Genomic DNA, 16,123 nt, shown 5'->3' with positions numbered 1-16,123 from the left:
TGTGGTCAAGCGTTGCCGCGGCGTCGACGAGACGGCGTCCGGATGCACGGATGCACAAAAACGGGGCCAGTCGACCGCGAGCGTTTCCCGAACTGTGGAACAGCGCGTTGCCGAGTCTTGCAGCGTGCTTTCGGTTCGCAGGCCGACCGAGCGAATTAGAGGAAAGGCTCGAATTCATGCGATGACGCCGACCCGGGCGCGCTCGAGGTCCGTCGCAAGCCGGTTCGCCGGCGTTCGGCCCGCGCCGCCGAGCGGGACATGCCGCGGGATCGAACGACGTCACCCGCGAAATTCCTCCTTGACGCGCGTCGATCCGGCGATATCCTTCAATTCATAACCATCGGGTTATGGATTCAAACATGCAAAACGTTCACGACATGCTGTTCAGGACGCTTGCCGATCCGACGCGCCGCGCGCTCTTCGAGCGGCTGTGCGAGGAGGGCGAGCTGACGGTTGCCGCGTTGACGGCCCATGCAGGCGTGTCGCAGCCGGCGGTATCGAAGCATCTGGGCGTACTGAAGCAGGCCGGGCTCGTGAGCGACCGTCACGAAGGCCGGCAGACGCACTACAGCGCGCAGCCGCAGGCGCTGACTCCGTTGCTCGACTGGACCAGCCAGATGGCCGGCTTCTGGCAGAACCGGTTCGACGCTCTCGAAGATCTGCTCAAGAGGATGGATCAATGAACCAGGCCACCACCGAAACGCGTACCGTCGTCGTCGAACGGGAACTGTCGCATCCGCCGGAGAAGATCTGGCGCGCGCTCACGCAACCGCACCTGATCGAGGCGTGGCTGATGAAGAGCGATTTCGAGCCCGTCGCGGGCCGCGCATTCAGTTTTCGCGCGGACTGGGGATCGGTCGACTGCACGGTGCTGACGATCGAGCCGCAGCGCGTGCTGTCCTATACGTGGGCCGCTTATGGCCTCGAAAGCGTCGTCACATGGACGCTCGCGCCGACGCCGCGCGGCACGCTGTTGCGCATGGAGCAGGCCGGATTCCGCACGGATCAGGAGCAGGCATATCGTGGTGCGCAGCACGGGTGGGCGCAATTCTTCGCATCGCTCGAACAGGTGCTGGCGCGTCCCGATGAAGACCAGGAGACCCGCACATGAGCGCATCCGACCCGGCGCTGGCGCCATCGGCCCGTATCGACGCACTGATCGCCGGAATCGCCGACTGGCGCGGCAAGACGTTCGCCGAACTGCGCGCGACGATCCTCGCCGCCGACGACGGCATCGTCGAGGAATGGAAATGGATGGGCAGCCCGGTGTGGGAATGCGACGGGATGATCGCGGTCGCGAACGCGCACAAGGGCAAGGTGAAGCTCACGTTCATGCATGGCGCGCACCTGCCCGATCCCGACGGGCTGTTCAATGCGGGTCTCGAAGGCAATGCGCGACGCGCAATCGATTTCCTCGAAGGCGACAAGGTCGACAAGCGGGCGCTGAAGCGCCTCGTTCGCGCGGCGCTCGACTACAACCGAGCGCACCTGAAGAAGAACGCGCGGGCTGGCGCGGGTACGACGACGCGCGGCGACAAGGCCGCATAACGTACGGGCGCGCCGGCGCGCCACCCGGCTGGCGGCCTGCCGCCACCGGCCAGCAGGCAAAAAAATGCCCGACACGAGGTCGGGCATCCAAATCGGCCGCAACCGCCGCGAGGCGGCTGCGGCACCTGCAAAAGCAGGGCGCTTACGCTGCGAGCAGCGAGCGCAGCACGAACGGCAGGATCCCGCCGTGCTTGTAGTAGTCGACTTCGATCGGCGTATCGATGCGCAGCAGCACCGGCACGCGGGTCGTTTCGCCGTTGTTGCGGTGGATCACGAGCGTGACGTCCTGCTGCGGCTTGAAGTCGTCGCCGAGGCCTTCGATGTCGTAGGTCTCTTCACCGGTGATGCCGAGCGACTGGATGCTGTCCGCGCCCTTGAACTGCAGCGGCAGCACGCCCATGCCGACCAGGTTCGAACGGTGGATCCGCTCGAAGCTGCGTGCGATCACGGCCTTCACGCCGAGCAGCTGCGTGCCCTTCGCGGCCCAGTCGCGCGACGAGCCCGTGCCGTACTCTTCGCCCGCGAACACGACGGTCGGCGTGTCGGCCGCGACGTACTGCATGGCCGCATCGTAGATCGACTGCTGTTCGCCGCTCGGCTGGTGGATCGTCAGGCCGCCTTCGACGCGCGTGCCGTCTGCCTTCGCCGGGATCATCAGGTTCTTGATCCGGACGTTCGCGAACGTGCCGCGCATCATCACGTCGTGGTTGCCGCGGCGCGAGCCGTAGCTGTTGAAGTCGGCCTTCTGCACGCCGTTCTCCTTCAGCCACTTGCCTGCCGGCGAGTCTTCCTTGATCGAGCCGGCCGGGCTGATGTGGTCGGTCGTGACCGAGTCACCGAAGATGCCCAGTGCGCGCGCGCCCTTGACCGTCGGGATCGAGGCGGCCGGCTCCATCGAGAAGTCGTTGCCGAAGAACGGCGGCTCGGCGATGTAGGTCGACTTCGGCCAGTCGTAGACCTGGCCCGTTTCGCCCTCGATCTTGCTCCAGAGGTCGCCCTTCTTGGTCAGCTTCGCGTAGTTGTCCTCGAACTTCTTCGGGTCCAGCGCGAACTTCAGCAGCGCGTGGATTTCCTCGCTCGTCGGCCAGATGTCGCCGAGGTAGATGTCGTAACCGTCCTTGCCCTTGCCGACCGGCTCGGTCATCAGGTCGCGCGTGATGTTGCCGGCGATCGCGTAGGCGACGACGAGCGGCGGCGACGCGAGGAAGTTCGCGCGGATGTTCGGGTGGATACGCGCTTCGAAGTTGCGGTTGCCCGACAGCACGGCTGCCGCGACGATGTCGTTCTTCGTGATCGCTTCGTTCAGTTCCGGCGTCAGGTCGCCCGCGTTGCCGATACAGGTCGTGCAACCGTAGGCGGCGACTTCGAAGCCGAGCTTCGCGAGGTAGGGCAAGAGGCCCGTCTTCGTCAGGTACTCGGTGACGATGCGCGATCCCGGCGCGAGCGACGTCTTGATGTGCGGCGCGACGGTGAGGCCGGCTTCGACGGCCTTCTTCGCGAGCAGGCCGGCGGCCAGCAGCACGCTCGGGTTCGACGTGTTCGTGCACGACGTGATCGCGGCGATCAGCACGTCGCCGTTCTTCACGTCGACGCCGTTGCTCGTCGTGTACTGCGTGTTCAGGTCGTCCGCCTTCTTCGCGAAGCCGTTTTCCGCGACCGGCTTCGAGAACAGGTCGGTGAACGTCGACTTGACGTTGCCGATCTCGATGCGGTCCTGCGGGCGCTTCGGGCCGGCCAGCGACGGGGCGACCGTTGCCAGGTCGAGCGTCACCGTCTTCGTGTAGTCGATGTCGCCGGCCTTCGGAATGCCGAACAGCTTCTGTGCCTTGAAGTAGTTCTCGAATGCGGCGATTTCCGCCTTCGTGCGGCCCGTGCCCTCGAAGTAGTCGATGGTCTTTTCGTCGACCGGGAAGAAGCCCATCGTCGCGCCGTATTCCGGCGCCATGTTGCCGATCGTCGCGCGGTCCGGCAGCGACAGCGACTTCGTGCCTTCGCCAAAGAACTCGACGAACTTGCCGACGACCTTCTCCTTGCGCAGCATTTCGGTGATCGTCAGCACCAGGTCGGTGGCCGTCACGCCTTCGCGCAGCTTGCCCTTCAGCTCGACGCCGACGACGTCCGGCGTCAGGAAGTACACCGGCTGGCCGAGCATGCCGGCTTCAGCCTCGATGCCGCCCACGCCCCAGCCGACCACGCCGATGCCGTTGATCATCGTCGTGTGGCTGTCCGTGCCGACGAGCGTGTCCGGGTAGTACACGGCGTCGCCGCCGTCCGCCTTCTGGTGGACGCCGCGCGCGAGATACTCGAGGTTCACCTGGTGGACGATGCCGACGCCCGGCGGCACGACCTTGAACGTGTCGAACGCCTGCATGCCCCACTTCATGAACTGGTAGCGCTCGTTGTTGCGCTGGAATTCCAGCTTCATGTTCAGGTCGAGCGCGTCCTTCTGGCGGAAGTAGTCGATCTGGACCGAGTGGTCGACGACGAGATCGACCGGGACCAGCGGCTCGATCTTCTTCGGATTCTTGCCCGAACGCTCCGCGACACCGCGCATGGCCGCGATGTCGGCGAGCAGCGGCACGCCCGTGAAGTCCTGCAGCACGACGCGCGACACCACGAACGGAATCTCGTCGACGCGCTTCGCGGTCGGCTTCCAGTTCGCCAGCTGCTCGATGTGCTCTTCGGTGATCTTCTTGCCGTCGTAGTTGCGCAGCACGGACTCGAGCACGATGCGGATCGACACCGGGAGGCGCTCGATCTTCGTCTTCAGTTCCTTGCCGAGCTGCGGCAGCGAGTAGAACTTGCCTTTGCCGGAACCGCTGTCGAATTCCTTGAGGGTCTTGTGGAGATTGTGGGCCATGGTGATTTTCCTGGGTTTAAGGCTAGGAAACAACGTGTCCTGTAGATGACGGCTATATCACATACAGATCGACGTACTGATCGACCGGCATCGCTTCGAGCTTTGCCTGGTCCAGCGACACGTCGAGAATCGCTTGTTGCTGCTTGGCCGGAAAGCGGCGGGCGAGGTTGGTCCGGAACTTGTCGACCAGGAGCGGGATGCCGTCCGCGCGGCGTCGCTGATGGCCGATCGGGTATTCGACCGCCACTTCGGCAAGCTTCGATCCGTCCGCGAACTCGATCGTCAGCGCATTCGCGATCGATCGCCTGGCCGGGTCATGGTAATCCTTCGTGAACTGCGGATCTTCGACGCACGCGGTTTTCGCGCGCAGCGCGTCGATGCGCGGATCGGCGGCGACCGCGTCTTCGTAATCGGCCGCGGTCAGCCGGCCGAACAGCAGCGGCACGGCGACCATGTACTGGATGCAATGGTCGCGGTCGGCCGGATTGGCGAGCGGGCCCTGCTTGTCGATGATGCGGATCGCGGCCGCGTGCGTGCGGATCGTGATCCGGCTGATCTCGTCGGTCGTGCGGCCCGCCGCGGCGAGCTGGGCGTGCAACTGCAGCGCGGCCTCGGCGGCCGTCTGCGCATGGAATTCGGCGGGGAACGCGATCTTGAACAGCACGTTCTCCATCACGTACGTGCCGTACGGGCGCTGGAAGCGGAACGGCTGGCCGTCGAACAGCACGTCGTAGAAGCCCCAGGTTTTCGCGGTGAGCGCCGACGGGTAGCCCATTTCACCCGTTTTCGCGATCAGCGCGAGGCGCACCGCGCGGGACGTCGCGTCGCCTGCCGCCCACGACTTGCGCGAACCGGTGTTCGGCGCGTGGCGGTAGGTGCGCAGCGCCTGGCCGTCGACGAACGCGTTGGACACCGCGTTGATCAGCTCGTCGCGCGTGAGCCCGAGCAGGCGGCCGACGACGGCCGTCGACGCGACCTTCACGAGCAGCACATGGTCGAGCCCGACCGCGTTGAATGAATTCTCGAGTGCGAGGCAGCCCTGGATCTCGTGGGCCTGGATCATCGCGACGAGCACGTCGCGCATGACAAGCGGCTTCCTGCCGGCCGCGACGGCCGTGCGGGACAGCCAGTCGGCCGTCGCCAGGATCCCGCCGAGGTTGTCGGACGGGTGACCCCATTCGGCGGCGAGCCAGGTGTCGTTGAAGTCCAGCCAGCGGATCATCGCGCCGATGTCGAAGGCGGCCTGGACGGGATCGAGCTGGAAGGAGGTGCCGGGCACCTTCGCGCCGTTCGGCACGATCGTGCCGGGCACGACGGGGCCGAGCAGCTTGGTGCAGGCAGGGTAGGACAGCGCCTCGAGTCCACATCCGAGCGTGTCGATCAGGCAATGACGCGCCGTCTCCAGCGCGAGCGCGCTGTCGATGCCGGGGTTCAGCACGTAGTCGACGATATCGACGAGTACCGAATCCGGAGCGGGGCGGACGTTGGAGACCGAGGCGGACATCGAGGGGCCTGGGAGAACGCGCTTAGTTCGTTGCCGGCTTCAGTTCGTTCGATTGCGTCGGCGCTGCGCCGCCTTGCGCCATTTCCGGCGTCACGCATTCGTCGGCGAGACGCTCGCCGCCGTTCGCATCGCTGAACAGCATCGCCTTGCTCGGGATCACGACCAGCTTGAAGCCGGCGGCCGGATCGTAGAACGTGTCGGCGCCCGTCGTCGTGGTCTGGCGCGGCAGCTTGTAGTTCTTCTTCGCCCAGTGAACCGTGACCAACTGGTCGCGCTTCATGTCGCCGGCGAGGTCGAACGACAGGCCGTCCTTGCACGCCCACTTGACCGCGCCGTCCGGCACCGGATCGACCTTGGCCGCGGCACGTGCCTGGGCCTTCTTGCTGCGCGGAACGATGCGCTTGGCCGGCGCCGGGCGCTTGGCCGTCTTCTTCGCAGTCGCCGTATCCTGGGCGAACGCGCTCGGAGCCGACACCAGCATCGTGGCGGACAACGCGCCGATGGCGGTAGCGATCAGGAGTTTCTTCATGGAGTCAGAACCTTTCGAAAATCAGTTGACAAGGGCCGGCAACTGACGCCGCCGGCCGGTTTGAAACTGCACGCGCCCCGGAAGCGCGCAGCGGCCGCTATTTTCACCTATTTGGCCGCGCATATTTCAGGTTTTCAGGCTCCGTTACGTTTTTTGTCGTTTCGCAAACCTGTCTCGGGTTCACGCTCCGGTGATTCGATGAAATGCGTGTGTCGGCGCGCGCTCACAGCGCGTCTCCGGCGGCGGCCGGGCCGAACAGCGGCGCGGCCTCGGCCGGCACCGGCTGGCCGGTTGCACGGGCGCGGCGCAGCACCGACCAGTAATAGCGGTAGCTCGCACGGTCATGCAGTGTATCGCCGTGGCGCGTCGGGCCCCAGTCGGCGGCCTGCGCGGCCAGCAGGATCTCGGCGGCCAGTGCGACTTCATCGGTGCGCGGCGCGAATGCGTCGACGATCGGGCGGATCTGCGCGGGATGGATGCTCCACATCCGCGTGAACGCGAACTCGTCGCGCGCGCGGCGTGCGTCGCCGGCGACGACCGCCATGTCGCGCACCTCGGTCGTCACGTTGTGCGACGGCGTCTTGCCGTGCGCGTGGCAGGCCGCGGCGATTTCCAGCTTCGCGCGGCGCACGAGCGGGTGGTCGAACTGGCCGGGCGAACGCATCGCCGCATCGGGAATCGCGCCGTGATGCGCGGACACGAAATCCATCAGCCCGAAGCTCAGCGTGCCGACCAGCGGCAGCGCGGCGAGGGCGGCCGCCTGCGCGAGCGCGCCGTGCGTCTCGACCAGCACGTCGACCGGGATCGGCTGCGCGAGGCCGAGCTCGCGGCGCGTGCCCTCGATGAATGCGACCATTTCGGCCGCGTCGGCGGCGCTCGCGATCTTCGGCAGCGTGACGTAGGCCGGTGCGCGCGCGGCGCGCAGCACGATGCGCACGTCGTCGCGCCAGTGGGGATGGGAAAAGTCGTGGATGCGGACGCCGACCCGCCCGAAGCGGTTCTCGGCGCTGCCGAGGCATTCGGCGACGAGTTGCGCGTGCGCGGCTTCCTGGCCGACGGCCGCGCCGTCCTCGCAGTCGAGCGTGATGTCGAACACGGGGCCGAGTTCGGCCTGGAGCGCGAGCGACTTGCGCATCAGCTTCTCGCTGCCCGCGTAGTGATCGCAGGAGGGCAGGATCGCGGGCGGGGACGCCCCGTCGTACAGCACTTGTGCAGGAGTGAGCGCGGACATCTCTTCTACGTCAAGGAGGCGGCAACGTGGAGAAAATCGGATTCGGGCACGTTCTGGGCCGGCGCGCAGGGCGCCTGGAGCGGCAAAACGTGCGCGGATCGGATCGGATCGGGCGGCGGGGCCGGCTGCCGGCCCGCCGCCCGTGCCGTGACCGGCCCGCCCGGAGGCGGTCCGGCCATGCGGCCTGCTTAGTTCTTCAGCAGGTGGGCGACGCCGTCGCGCTCTTCGAGCAGCTCGGCCAGCGTGCCGTCCATCTTCTCGCGCGAGAACGCGTCGATTTCCAGGCCTTCGATGCGCGTGTACTCGCCGTTTTCGCACACGACGGGCACGCCGTAGATGATGTCTTCGGGGATGCCGTACGAGCCGTCCGACGGGATGCCCATCGTGACCCACTTGCCGTTCGTGCCGAGAACCCAGTCACGCACGTGGTCGATCGCCGCGTTGGCTGCCGACGCCGCCGACGACAGGCCGCGCGCTTCGATGATCGCCGCGCCGCGCTTGCCGACGGTCGGGATGAACGTGTCGCGGTTCCACACGTCGTCGTTGATCAGCGTCAGCAGCGACTCGCCTTCGGCGGTCGCGAAGCGGAAGTCGGGGTACATCGTCGGCGAGTGGTTGCCCCACACGGCGAGCTTCTCGATCGATGCGACCGGCTTGCCCGACTTCGCTGCGAGCTGCGACAGCGCGCGGTTGTGGTCGAGGCGCAGCATCGCCGTGAAGTTCTTCTTCGGCAGGTCCGGTGCCGACTTCATCGCGATGTACGCGTTGGTGTTCGCCGGGTTGCCGACGACCAGCACCTTCACGTCGCGGCTCGCGACTTCGTTCAGCGCGGCGCCCTGGACCGTGAAGATCTCGGCGTTCGCCGACAGCAGGTCCTTGCGCTCCATGCCCTTCGAGCGCGGACGTGCACCGACCAGCAGCGCGACGTCTGCATCCTTGAATGCAACCTTCGGATCGTCGGTGATCACGACGCCCGCGAGCAGCGGGAACGCGCAATCGTCGAGTTCCATCACGACGCCTTTGACGGCGGCTTGGGCTTGCGGGAGGTCGAGCAGCTGCAGGATGACCGGCTGGTCCTTGCCGAGCAGGTCGCCGTTCGCGATGCGGAACAGCAGGGAGTAAGCGATTTGACCTGCGGCGCCGGTGACGGCAACGCGCTTTGCGGGCTTAGCCATTGAAAATCTCCAGGACGGGTGAAGCGGTGGACGCTAGGCAAAACGCCATTCTATGCGCGTTACGCGTAGCGTTGCATTGAAGCAGGGCGGAGGACTCGCGAAAGGCAGACGCGGTGAACCTGGAGACGGCCGTGGCACGTAGCCGGGGACGCGTTTTGCACCCGCGAACCCTTGCTCGCCCCGGAGTGTAGGAGCCGTTTGGCCCAAAGTCAAACGGTATCATATGTCTTATATAAGACAGATGTTTTGCGGAATTTGAGTGGACGGAAAAGCGCGGTTTGTGATGAAATGCGCGCCATGACATCGAACCAGGCGAACAACGCGAATCCGACCGGCGCAGGCGGCCCAGGGCAGCCGGGCGCGGGCGATGCCGCGCCGGCGCCTGCCGCGTCGCCGTCACCGACCTTCAGTCCGTTATACCAGCAGATCAAGTCATTGATCACGCAGAGTCTCGAATCCGGTGAATGGAAGCCGGGCGAGATCATTCCGAGCGAAGTGGAGCTCGCGGCCCGTTACAAGGTCAGCCAGGGCACCGTTCGCAAGGCGATCGACGAGCTGGCCGCCGAAAACCTCGTGGTCCGGCGGCAGGGCAAGGGTACGTTTGTTGCAACGCACAATGAAGATCGCGCGCAGTTCCGCTTCCTGCGTCTGCTGGCCGACGACGGTGCCGAGCACCCGCACGTGAGCCGCCTGCTCGAATGCCGGCGCCTGCGCGCGCCGGCCGAGATCGCGCGGCAGCTCGACCTGAAGCCGGCCGATCCGGTCGTGCAGGTGCGCCGGCTGCTGGAGTTCGAGAACGAAGCGACGGTGCTGGACGAGATCTGGCTGCCGGGCGCGATGTTCCGCGGGCTCACGTTCGAGCGGCTGAGCGAGTACAAGGGGCCGCTCTACGCGATGTTCGAGACGGAGTTCGGCACGCGGATGATCCGCGCGACGGAGAAGATCCGCGCGGTCGCGGCGGAGCCGGCGGTGGCCGACCTGCTGCATGTGCCGGCGGGTTTTCCATTGCTGTCGGTCGAGCGCGTGTCCTATACATACGGAGACCGGCCGGTGGAAGTGCGGCGCGGCTGGTATGTCACAACCGGGTATTACTATCAGAATGACTTGAGCTGACGACGTATCGGCACAAGCAGCGTGCATGCGCGTCACCACGTTCGCGTAGCACGTTTCGGGCCGCCTTTATTCCCGTTCGCGTAACGATCCAGCGCAGACTTTCGCTGCAGCGCGATATAAAAAGGCGCTAAAATCGCGGATTAGTGTGACAACATAGTAGGGGTCTAGCATGACTGATGCAGTAAGAAAACCGAGGCCGGAATACCGGAACATCGGACTCGCCGACATCACGATGAAGTATCGCATGCCGCTGGCGGCGACTTTGTCGATTCTCCATCGAGTCAGCGGCGCGCTGCTGTTCCTGTTCCTGCCGTTTCTGCTGTTCCTCTTCGACCAGAGCCTGACCTCCGAGCTCAGCTTCGAAGTCTTCAAGCAATTCCTCTCCAACATCTTCGTCAAGCTGATCGTCCTCGCGCTGTCCTGGGCGTTCCTCCACCATTTCTGCGCCGGCATTCGCCACCTGCTGATGGACGTCAACCACGACGCCGTCACGAAGGAAGGCGGCAAGCGCACGGCCGTCGTCGTCTTCGTCGTCTCGATCGCGCTGACGATCGTCATGGCACTCAAACTGTTCGGAGCATTCTAAGAAAATGGCAGCCAACAACCGAATCGGCTCGAAGCGCCTCGTCGTCGGCGCTCACTACGGCCTGCGCGACTGGCTCGCGCAGCGCGTCACCGCCACGATCATGGCGGTCTACACGGTCATTCTGCTCGTCCTGTTCTTCGGCGCGCATGACTTCTCGTACGAAGGCTGGGCATCGATCTTCGCCGCGCAATGGATGAAGCTCGCGACCTTCGTGACGCTGCTTTCCCTCTTCTACCACGCATGGGTCGGCGTGCGCGACATCTGGATGGACTACGTGAAGCCCGTCGGTGTGCGCCTGCTGCTGCAATCGCTGACCATCGTCTGGCTGCTCGCATGTGCGGGCTACGCCGCGCAGATTCTCTGGAGAGTGTAAAGAATGGCTGCAATCAAAACTTCCCTGCCGCGCCGCAAGTTCGACGTGGTGATCGTCGGCGCGGGCGGCTCGGGCTTGCGCGCAGCGCTGCAACTGTCGCGCGCGGGCCTGTCGGTCGGCGTGCTGTCGAAGGTGTTCCCGACCCGTTCGCACACGGTGGCCGCACAGGGCGGCATCGGCGCGTCGCTCGGCAACATGAGCGAAGACAACTGGCACTTCCACTTCTACGACACGATCAAGGGTTCCGACTGGCTCGGCGACCAGGACGCGATCGAGTTCATGTGCCGCGAAGCACCGAACGTCGTGTACGAACTCGAACACTTCGGCATGCCGTTCGACCGTAACGCGGACGGCACGATCTACCAGCGTCCGTTCGGCGGGCACACCGCGAACTACGGCGAGAAGCCGGTCCAGCGCGCTTGCGCGGCCGCCGACCGTACCGGTCACGCGCTGCTGCACACGCTGTACCAGCAGAACGTCGAGGCGAAGACGCAGTTCTTCGTCGAATGGATGGCGCTCGACCTGATCCGCGACGCGGACGGCGACGTGCTCGGCGTGACGGCCCTCGAGATGGAGACGGGCGACGTCTACATCATGGAAGGCAAGACGACGCTGTTCGCGACGGGCGGCGCAGGCCGGATCTTCGCGGCGTCGACCAACGCGTTCATCAACACCGGCGACGGCCTCGGCATGGCAGCGCGCTCGGGCATCGCGCTGCAGGACATGGAGTTCTGGCAGTTCCACCCGACCGGCGTGGCCGGCGCGGGCGTGCTGATCACCGAAGGCGTGCGCGGCGAAGGCGGTATCCTGCGCAACGCGAACGGCGAGCGCTTCATGGAACGCTACGCACCGACGCTGAAGGACCTGGCGCCGCGTGACTTCGTGTCGCGTTCGATGGACCAGGAAATCAAGGAAGGCCGCGGCGTCGGTCCGAACAAGGACCACGTGCTGCTCGACCTGTCGCACATCGGCGCCGAGACGATCATGAAGCGTCTGCCGTCGATCCGCGAAATCGCGCTGAAGTTCGCGAACGTCGATGCGATCAAGGAACCGATCCCGGTCGTCCCGACGATCCACTACCAGATGGGCGGCATCCCGACCAACATCCACGGTCAGGTCGTCGGCACGTCGCGCGGTCACAAGGATCCGGTCAACGGCTTCTACGCAGTGGGCGAATGCTCGTGCGTGTCCGTGCACGGCGCGAACCGCCTCGGCACGAACTCGCTGCTGGACCTCGTGGTGTTCGGCCGTGCGGCCGGCAACCACATCGTCGAGCACGTGAAGAACCAGAAGGAACACAAGCCGCTGCCGGCCGATGCAGGCGAATTCTCGCTGGCGCGCCTGGCGAAGCTCGACAAGTCGACCTCGGGCGAGTACACGCAGGACATCGCGAACGACATCCGCGCGACGATGCAGAAGCACGCAGGCGTGTTCCGCACGTCGGCACTGCTGAAGGAAGGCGTCGACCAGATGGCCGGCCTGGCGGCACGCGTGGAAAACATCCACCTGAAGGACAAGTCGAAGGTGTTCAACACCGCGCGCGTCGAAGCGCTCGAGCTGGAGAACCTGATCGAAGTGGCCCGCGCAACGATGGTGTCGGCGGAAGCGCGCAAGGAAAGCCGTGGCGCGCACGCGCACAGCGATTACGAGCACCGCGACGACGACAACTGGCTGCGCCACACGCTGTGGTACAGCGAAGGCGATCGCCTCGACTACAAGCCGGTTCAAATGAAGCCGCTGACGGTCGACTCCGTGCCGCCGAAGCCGCGCACGTTCTAAGCCGAGTCAAAGGAATCCGAAATGGCAAAACGCATTTTTGAAGTCTACCGCTACGATCCGGACAAGGACGCGGCGCCGCGCATGCAGACGTACGAGCTCGAGATCCAGCATGAGCGCATGCTGCTCGACGCACTGGTCAAGCTGAAGGCCGTGGACGAGACGCTGTCGTTCCGCCGTTCGTGCCGTGAAGGCGTGTGCGGTTCGGACGCGATGAACATCAACGGCAAGAACGGTCTCGCGTGCCTGACGAACCTGAACGACCTGCCGCAGAAGATCGTGTTGCGCCCGCTGCCGGGCCTGCCCGTCGTGCGCGACCTGATCGTCGACATGACGCACTTCTTCAACCAGTATCACTCGATCAAGCCGTACCTGATCAACGACGCGCCGCCGCCGGAGAAGGAACGCCTCCAGTCGCCGGAAGAGCGCGACGAGCTCGACGGCGTGTACGAGTGCATTCTGTGCGCGAGCTGCTCGACGTCGTGCCCGAGCTTCTGGTGGAACCCGGACAAGTTCGTCGGCCCGGCCGGCCTGCTGCAGGCTTACCGCTTCATCGCGGATAGCCGCGACACCGCCACCGGCGAGCGTCTCGACAACCTGGAAGACCCGTACCGTCTGTTCCGTTGCCACACGATCATGAACTGCGTCGACGTTTGCCCGAAGGGCCTGAACCCGACGAAGGCGATCGGCAAGATCAAGGAACTGATGGTCCGCCGCGCGGTTTAAGGTCGGCATGAGCGACGATTCGCACCAATCCGACCCGCACCGCCGCGCGCGCCTTCGCTGGCGCGCGCGGCGGGGTCTGCTGGAAAACGACATCATCTTCGAGCGTTTCTTCGGCAGATACGAGCATGACCTCACCGATGCTGACGTAGGCGCGTTGTCGCGCCTGCTCGATCTGAGCGACAACGACCTGATGGACTTGCTCCTCGCGCGCAAGGAACCAGAGGGCGACCTAGACAGCCCGGATATTCACCGGCTGTTGGAGATGCTGCGCAACGTGTAACGCGTTACGCCCGTTATCGAATCCCGTTTCTTTATTTCGATTGAGGATGTGCCATGACTCCGTCTGATGTTAAAGCCACGCTATCGTTCAGCGACAATTCGCCGAGCGTCGAAATGCCGATCTACAAGGGCACGATGGGCCCGGACGTGATCGACATCCGCAAGTTGTACGGCCAGACCGGCAAGTTCACTTACGACCCGGGCTTCATGTCGACGGCAGCTTGTAATTCGGCGATCACGTACATCGACGGCGACAAGGGCGAACTGCTGTACCGCGGCTACCCGATCGACAACCTCGCGCAGAACGCCGACTTCCTCGAGTCCTGCTACCTGCTGCTGAAGGGCGAGTTGCCGAACGCGGCGCAAAAGAAGGAATTCGTCGACACCGTCACGAAGCACACGATGGTGCACGAGCAGATGCACTTCTTCTTCCGCGGCTTCCGCCGCGACGCGCACCCGATGGCGGTGCTGGTGGCGGCCGTCGGCGCGCTGTCGGCGTTCTATCACGACTCGCTCGACATCAACGATCCGCGTCACCGCGAAGTGTCGGCGATCCGCATGATCGCGAAGCTGCCGACGCTCGTCGCGATGGCGTACAAGTTCAGCATCGGTCAGCCGTTCGTTTATCCGAAGAACGAACTGTCGTACAGCGCGAACTTCATGCACATGATGTTCTCGAACCCGTGCGAGGAGTACAAGGTCAACGACGTGCTCGTCCGCGCACTCGACCGCATCCTGATCCTGCACGCCGATCACGAGCAGAACGCATCGACGTCGACGGTCCGCCTGGCCGGCTCGTCGGGCGCGAACCCGTTCGCGTGTATCGCGGCCGGTATCGCGTGTCTGTGGGGCCCGGCGCACGGTGGTGCGAACGAAGCCGCGCTGAACATGCTCGAGCAGATCGGTTCGCCGGACAACATCCCCGAATTCATCAAGCAGGTGAAGGACAAGAATTCGGGCGTGAAGCTGATGGGCTTCGGTCACCGCGTGTACAAGAACTACGACCCGCGTGCGAAGCTGATGCGCGAAACCTGCTACGAAGTGCTGAACGAGCTGGGCCTGCACGACGATCCGCTGTTCAAGCTCGCGATGCAGCTCGAGAAGATCGCGCTGGAAGACGAATACTTCGTGTCGCGCAAGCTGTACCCGAACGTCGACTTCTACTCGGGTATCGTTCAGCGCGCGCTGGGCATCCCGACGTCGATGTTCACGTGTATCTTCGCGATGGCACGTACGGTCGGCTGGATCGCACAGTGGAACGAAATGATTGCGGATCCGGAGCAGAAGATCGGCCGTCCGCGTCAGCTGTTCATCGGCGACACGCCGCGCGAAGCGAAGCCGATCAACGCACGTTAAGCCGTGCGCGGCGCGAACGGCCGTCAGGCCGCTCGCGTCCGGCAATCGCAACGCCCCGACACCCCGGTGGGTCATCCCGCCGGGGTGTTTTCATTTGCGCGGCCGGGGTTGGCCCGATCCGGCGCGGCGTTCGAGCGACGGCGGCCGCGTATCGAGCGGCGGCGCGTCGGCATCGGGCGCGTGGCCGTGCCGTGCGAAGAACTGCCGGTATGCGCCGGGCGTCATCCCGCGCGCGGCGACCGTTGCGATCGGCCAGTCGGTGCCGACCAGGTGGCGGCACGCCTGCGCGAGACGCAGCCGCTGCACGTAGCGGCCGACGCTTTCGCCGAGGTGCCGCACGAACAGCCGCTGCAGTGTCCGTTCGGACATGTGCGCGACGGCGGCGAGCGCGTCGATGCGCAGCGGTTCATGGAAGTGCCGGTCGATCGCGTCGAGCACGCGATCGAGGCGCTCGGCTTCGGGCGCGGCCGTGTCGGCCGATGGCGTCGCTGCGTCGGGCCGATCGTAGGCCTGCGCGGTGGCGAGCGGCTCGCCGCCGGCTTCGGCAAGATCGGCGAGTGTGTCGAGTGCGGCCGCGAGGCGTACGCGCGGCGACGAGTCGAGCAACTGCGGCAACCGCGCACGCATCGCGCGGGCTGTGTCCGCATCGAAGTGCAGGCCCGGTGCCGCGCGCCTCAGGAGCGAGCGCAGCGGTGCGTACTCGGGGCAGCAGTCGGCCACGCGTCGCGCCCAGTCGCCGTCGAACCAGACGACGAGCGCGACCTCCGGCGCCTCGCGATCGATGCGCGCGTTCGACGACCACGTATGCGGCAGGTTGGGCGGCACGAGCACCAGATCGTCGTCCGCGTAGCGGGCGACATGATCGCCGATGAAGCGCTGGCCACGGCTGTTCAGCGTCAGCGTCAGTTCGTACTCGGGATGGCGATGCCATTCGAACGGGATGCGCGCAAGCCGGCGGTGGTACACGCGGATCGAACAACCGGGGGCGAACGACACGTGCTCGTATTGCGGTTTCATCACTTCCCTCCCGGTCGAGCGCGGCACCGCGCCGTGGCATGATCGTGATC

General features: G+C 65.3%; 16 protein-coding genes. 10 read left to right on the top strand and 6 right to left on the bottom strand.

Translation table 11 applies throughout. The features are described 5' to 3' along the window. The first annotated feature begins 359 nt into the window (after positions 1-359). The 3 genes from DIE21_RS01885 to DIE21_RS01875 are packed head-to-tail and all read left to right on the top strand — an operon-like array spanning position 360 to position 1,548. On the top strand, positions 360-683 hold the full coding sequence (locus DIE21_RS01885) for a helix-turn-helix transcriptional regulator (protein ID WP_124495496.1): 324 nt from the start codon (positions 360-362) through the stop codon (positions 681-683). Continuing rightward, on the top strand, positions 680-1,111 hold the full coding sequence (locus DIE21_RS01880; protein ID WP_124495494.1) for an SRPBCC domain-containing protein: 432 nt from the start codon (positions 680-682) through the stop codon (positions 1,109-1,111). The genes DIE21_RS01885 and DIE21_RS01880 overlap by 4 nt, the downstream gene beginning before the upstream one ends. Further along, positions 1,108-1,548 (top strand): DUF1801 domain-containing protein, encoded by a 441-nt coding sequence (locus DIE21_RS01875; RefSeq protein WP_124495492.1) that lies wholly within the window; start codon positions 1,108-1,110, stop codon positions 1,546-1,548. The genes DIE21_RS01880 and DIE21_RS01875 overlap by 4 nt, the downstream gene beginning before the upstream one ends. Before the next feature lie 142 nt (positions 1,549-1,690). On the opposite strand, the gene acnA is transcribed toward DIE21_RS01875, so the two are convergent. The 5 genes from acnA to DIE21_RS01850 form a co-directional block, all read right to left on the bottom strand. Next, entirely contained in the window at positions 1,691-4,408 is a 2,718-nt protein-coding gene (acnA, locus tag DIE21_RS01870; RefSeq protein ID WP_124495490.1) for an aconitate hydratase AcnA, read from the bottom strand. Positions 4,409-4,460: 52 nt separating this feature from the next. Beyond that, a complete protein-coding gene (locus DIE21_RS01865; protein WP_124495488.1) occupies positions 4,461-5,912 on the bottom strand; it encodes a bifunctional 2-methylcitrate dehydratase/aconitate hydratase in 1,452 nt (483 codons plus the stop codon). A gap of 22 nt (positions 5,913-5,934) precedes the next feature. Next, on the bottom strand, positions 5,935-6,441 hold the full coding sequence (locus DIE21_RS01860; protein ID WP_124495486.1) for a hypothetical protein: 507 nt from the start codon (positions 6,439-6,441) through the stop codon (positions 5,935-5,937). A 223-nt stretch (positions 6,442-6,664) separates the two neighbouring features. Then, positions 6,665-7,672, bottom strand: a complete 1,008-nt coding sequence (locus tag DIE21_RS01855) for a CoA ester lyase (protein WP_124495484.1) — start codon at positions 7,670-7,672, stop codon at positions 6,665-6,667. A 188-nt stretch (positions 7,673-7,860) separates the two neighbouring features. Continuing rightward, positions 7,861-8,847: a malate dehydrogenase gene (locus DIE21_RS01850; RefSeq protein ID WP_124495482.1), complete on the bottom strand. Its 987-nt coding sequence runs from the start codon at positions 8,845-8,847 to the stop codon at positions 7,861-7,863. Between the two features lie 288 nt (positions 8,848-9,135). Here DIE21_RS01850 and DIE21_RS01845 point away from each other — a divergent pair, with 288 nt between their 5' ends. From DIE21_RS01845 to gltA, 7 genes are all read left to right on the top strand, one after another. Continuing rightward, complete coding sequence (locus DIE21_RS01845) at positions 9,136-9,960, top strand: GntR family transcriptional regulator (RefSeq protein ID WP_124495945.1); 825 nt, start codon at positions 9,136-9,138, stop codon at positions 9,958-9,960. Positions 9,961-10,129: 169 nt separating this feature from the next. Continuing rightward, entirely contained in the window at positions 10,130-10,546 is a 417-nt protein-coding gene (gene sdhC / locus DIE21_RS01840) for a succinate dehydrogenase, cytochrome b556 subunit (RefSeq protein ID WP_124495480.1), read from the top strand. Between the two features lie 4 nt (positions 10,547-10,550). Next, complete coding sequence (sdhD, locus tag DIE21_RS01835) at positions 10,551-10,919, top strand: succinate dehydrogenase, hydrophobic membrane anchor protein (protein ID WP_124495478.1); 369 nt, start codon at positions 10,551-10,553, stop codon at positions 10,917-10,919. Positions 10,920-10,922: 3 nt separating this feature from the next. Beyond that, entirely contained in the window at positions 10,923-12,698 is a 1,776-nt protein-coding gene (gene sdhA / locus DIE21_RS01830) for a succinate dehydrogenase flavoprotein subunit (RefSeq protein ID WP_124495476.1), read from the top strand. Between the two features lie 21 nt (positions 12,699-12,719). Continuing rightward, positions 12,720-13,421, top strand: a complete 702-nt coding sequence (locus DIE21_RS01825; RefSeq protein ID WP_011658352.1) for a succinate dehydrogenase iron-sulfur subunit — start codon at positions 12,720-12,722, stop codon at positions 13,419-13,421. 7 nt (positions 13,422-13,428) lie between these two features. Then, positions 13,429-13,701 (top strand): succinate dehydrogenase assembly factor 2, encoded by a 273-nt coding sequence (locus DIE21_RS01820; RefSeq protein ID WP_031400668.1) that lies wholly within the window; start codon positions 13,429-13,431, stop codon positions 13,699-13,701. A gap of 53 nt (positions 13,702-13,754) precedes the next feature. Further along, a complete protein-coding gene (gene gltA, locus DIE21_RS01815; protein ID WP_006754978.1) occupies positions 13,755-15,056 on the top strand; it encodes a citrate synthase in 1,302 nt (433 codons plus the stop codon). A gap of 90 nt (positions 15,057-15,146) precedes the next feature. Here the strand turns inward: gltA and DIE21_RS01810 are convergent, their stop codons facing one another. Then, positions 15,147-16,073, bottom strand: coding sequence for an AraC family transcriptional regulator (locus DIE21_RS01810; RefSeq protein WP_124495474.1), 927 nt, complete (start codon positions 16,071-16,073; stop codon positions 15,147-15,149). Between the last annotated feature and the right edge of the window lie 50 nt (positions 16,074-16,123).

The sequence above is a fragment of the Burkholderia sp. Bp9140 genome (assembly GCF_003853425.1).
Lineage (GTDB): Bacteria > Pseudomonadota > Gammaproteobacteria > Burkholderiales > Burkholderiaceae > Burkholderia.
The sequence above is the reverse complement of the archived record's forward strand: the minus strand, read 5'-3'. Positions and strand labels throughout refer to the sequence as shown.

Coding starts and splice junctions, on each gene's coding strand:
- DIE21_RS01885 (WP_124495496.1), top strand. CDS start 360: ATGCAAAACGTTCACGACATGCTGTTCAGGACGCTTGCCGATCCGACG.
- DIE21_RS01880 (WP_124495494.1), top strand. CDS start 680: ATGAACCAGGCCACCACCGAAACGCGTACCGTCGTCGTCGAACGGGAA.
- DIE21_RS01875 (WP_124495492.1), top strand. CDS start 1,108: ATGAGCGCATCCGACCCGGCGCTGGCGCCATCGGCCCGTATCGACGCA.
- acnA (WP_124495490.1), bottom strand. CDS start 4,408: ATGGCCCACAATCTCCACAAGACCCTCAAGGAATTCGACAGCGGTTCC.
- DIE21_RS01865 (WP_124495488.1), bottom strand. CDS start 5,912: ATGTCCGCCTCGGTCTCCAACGTCCGCCCCGCTCCGGATTCGGTACTC.
- DIE21_RS01860 (WP_124495486.1), bottom strand. CDS start 6,441: ATGAAGAAACTCCTGATCGCTACCGCCATCGGCGCGTTGTCCGCCACG.
- DIE21_RS01855 (WP_124495484.1), bottom strand. CDS start 7,672: ATGTCCGCGCTCACTCCTGCACAAGTGCTGTACGACGGGGCGTCCCCG.
- DIE21_RS01850 (WP_124495482.1), bottom strand. CDS start 8,847: ATGGCTAAGCCCGCAAAGCGCGTTGCCGTCACCGGCGCCGCAGGTCAA.
- DIE21_RS01845 (WP_124495945.1), top strand. CDS start 9,136: ATGCGCGCCATGACATCGAACCAGGCGAACAACGCGAATCCGACCGGC.
- sdhC (WP_124495480.1), top strand. CDS start 10,130: ATGACTGATGCAGTAAGAAAACCGAGGCCGGAATACCGGAACATCGGA.
- sdhD (WP_124495478.1), top strand. CDS start 10,551: ATGGCAGCCAACAACCGAATCGGCTCGAAGCGCCTCGTCGTCGGCGCT.
- sdhA (WP_124495476.1), top strand. CDS start 10,923: ATGGCTGCAATCAAAACTTCCCTGCCGCGCCGCAAGTTCGACGTGGTG.
- DIE21_RS01825 (WP_011658352.1), top strand. CDS start 12,720: ATGGCAAAACGCATTTTTGAAGTCTACCGCTACGATCCGGACAAGGAC.
- DIE21_RS01820 (WP_031400668.1), top strand. CDS start 13,429: ATGAGCGACGATTCGCACCAATCCGACCCGCACCGCCGCGCGCGCCTT.
- gltA (WP_006754978.1), top strand. CDS start 13,755: ATGACTCCGTCTGATGTTAAAGCCACGCTATCGTTCAGCGACAATTCG.
- DIE21_RS01810 (WP_124495474.1), bottom strand. CDS start 16,073: ATGAAACCGCAATACGAGCACGTGTCGTTCGCCCCCGGTTGTTCGATC.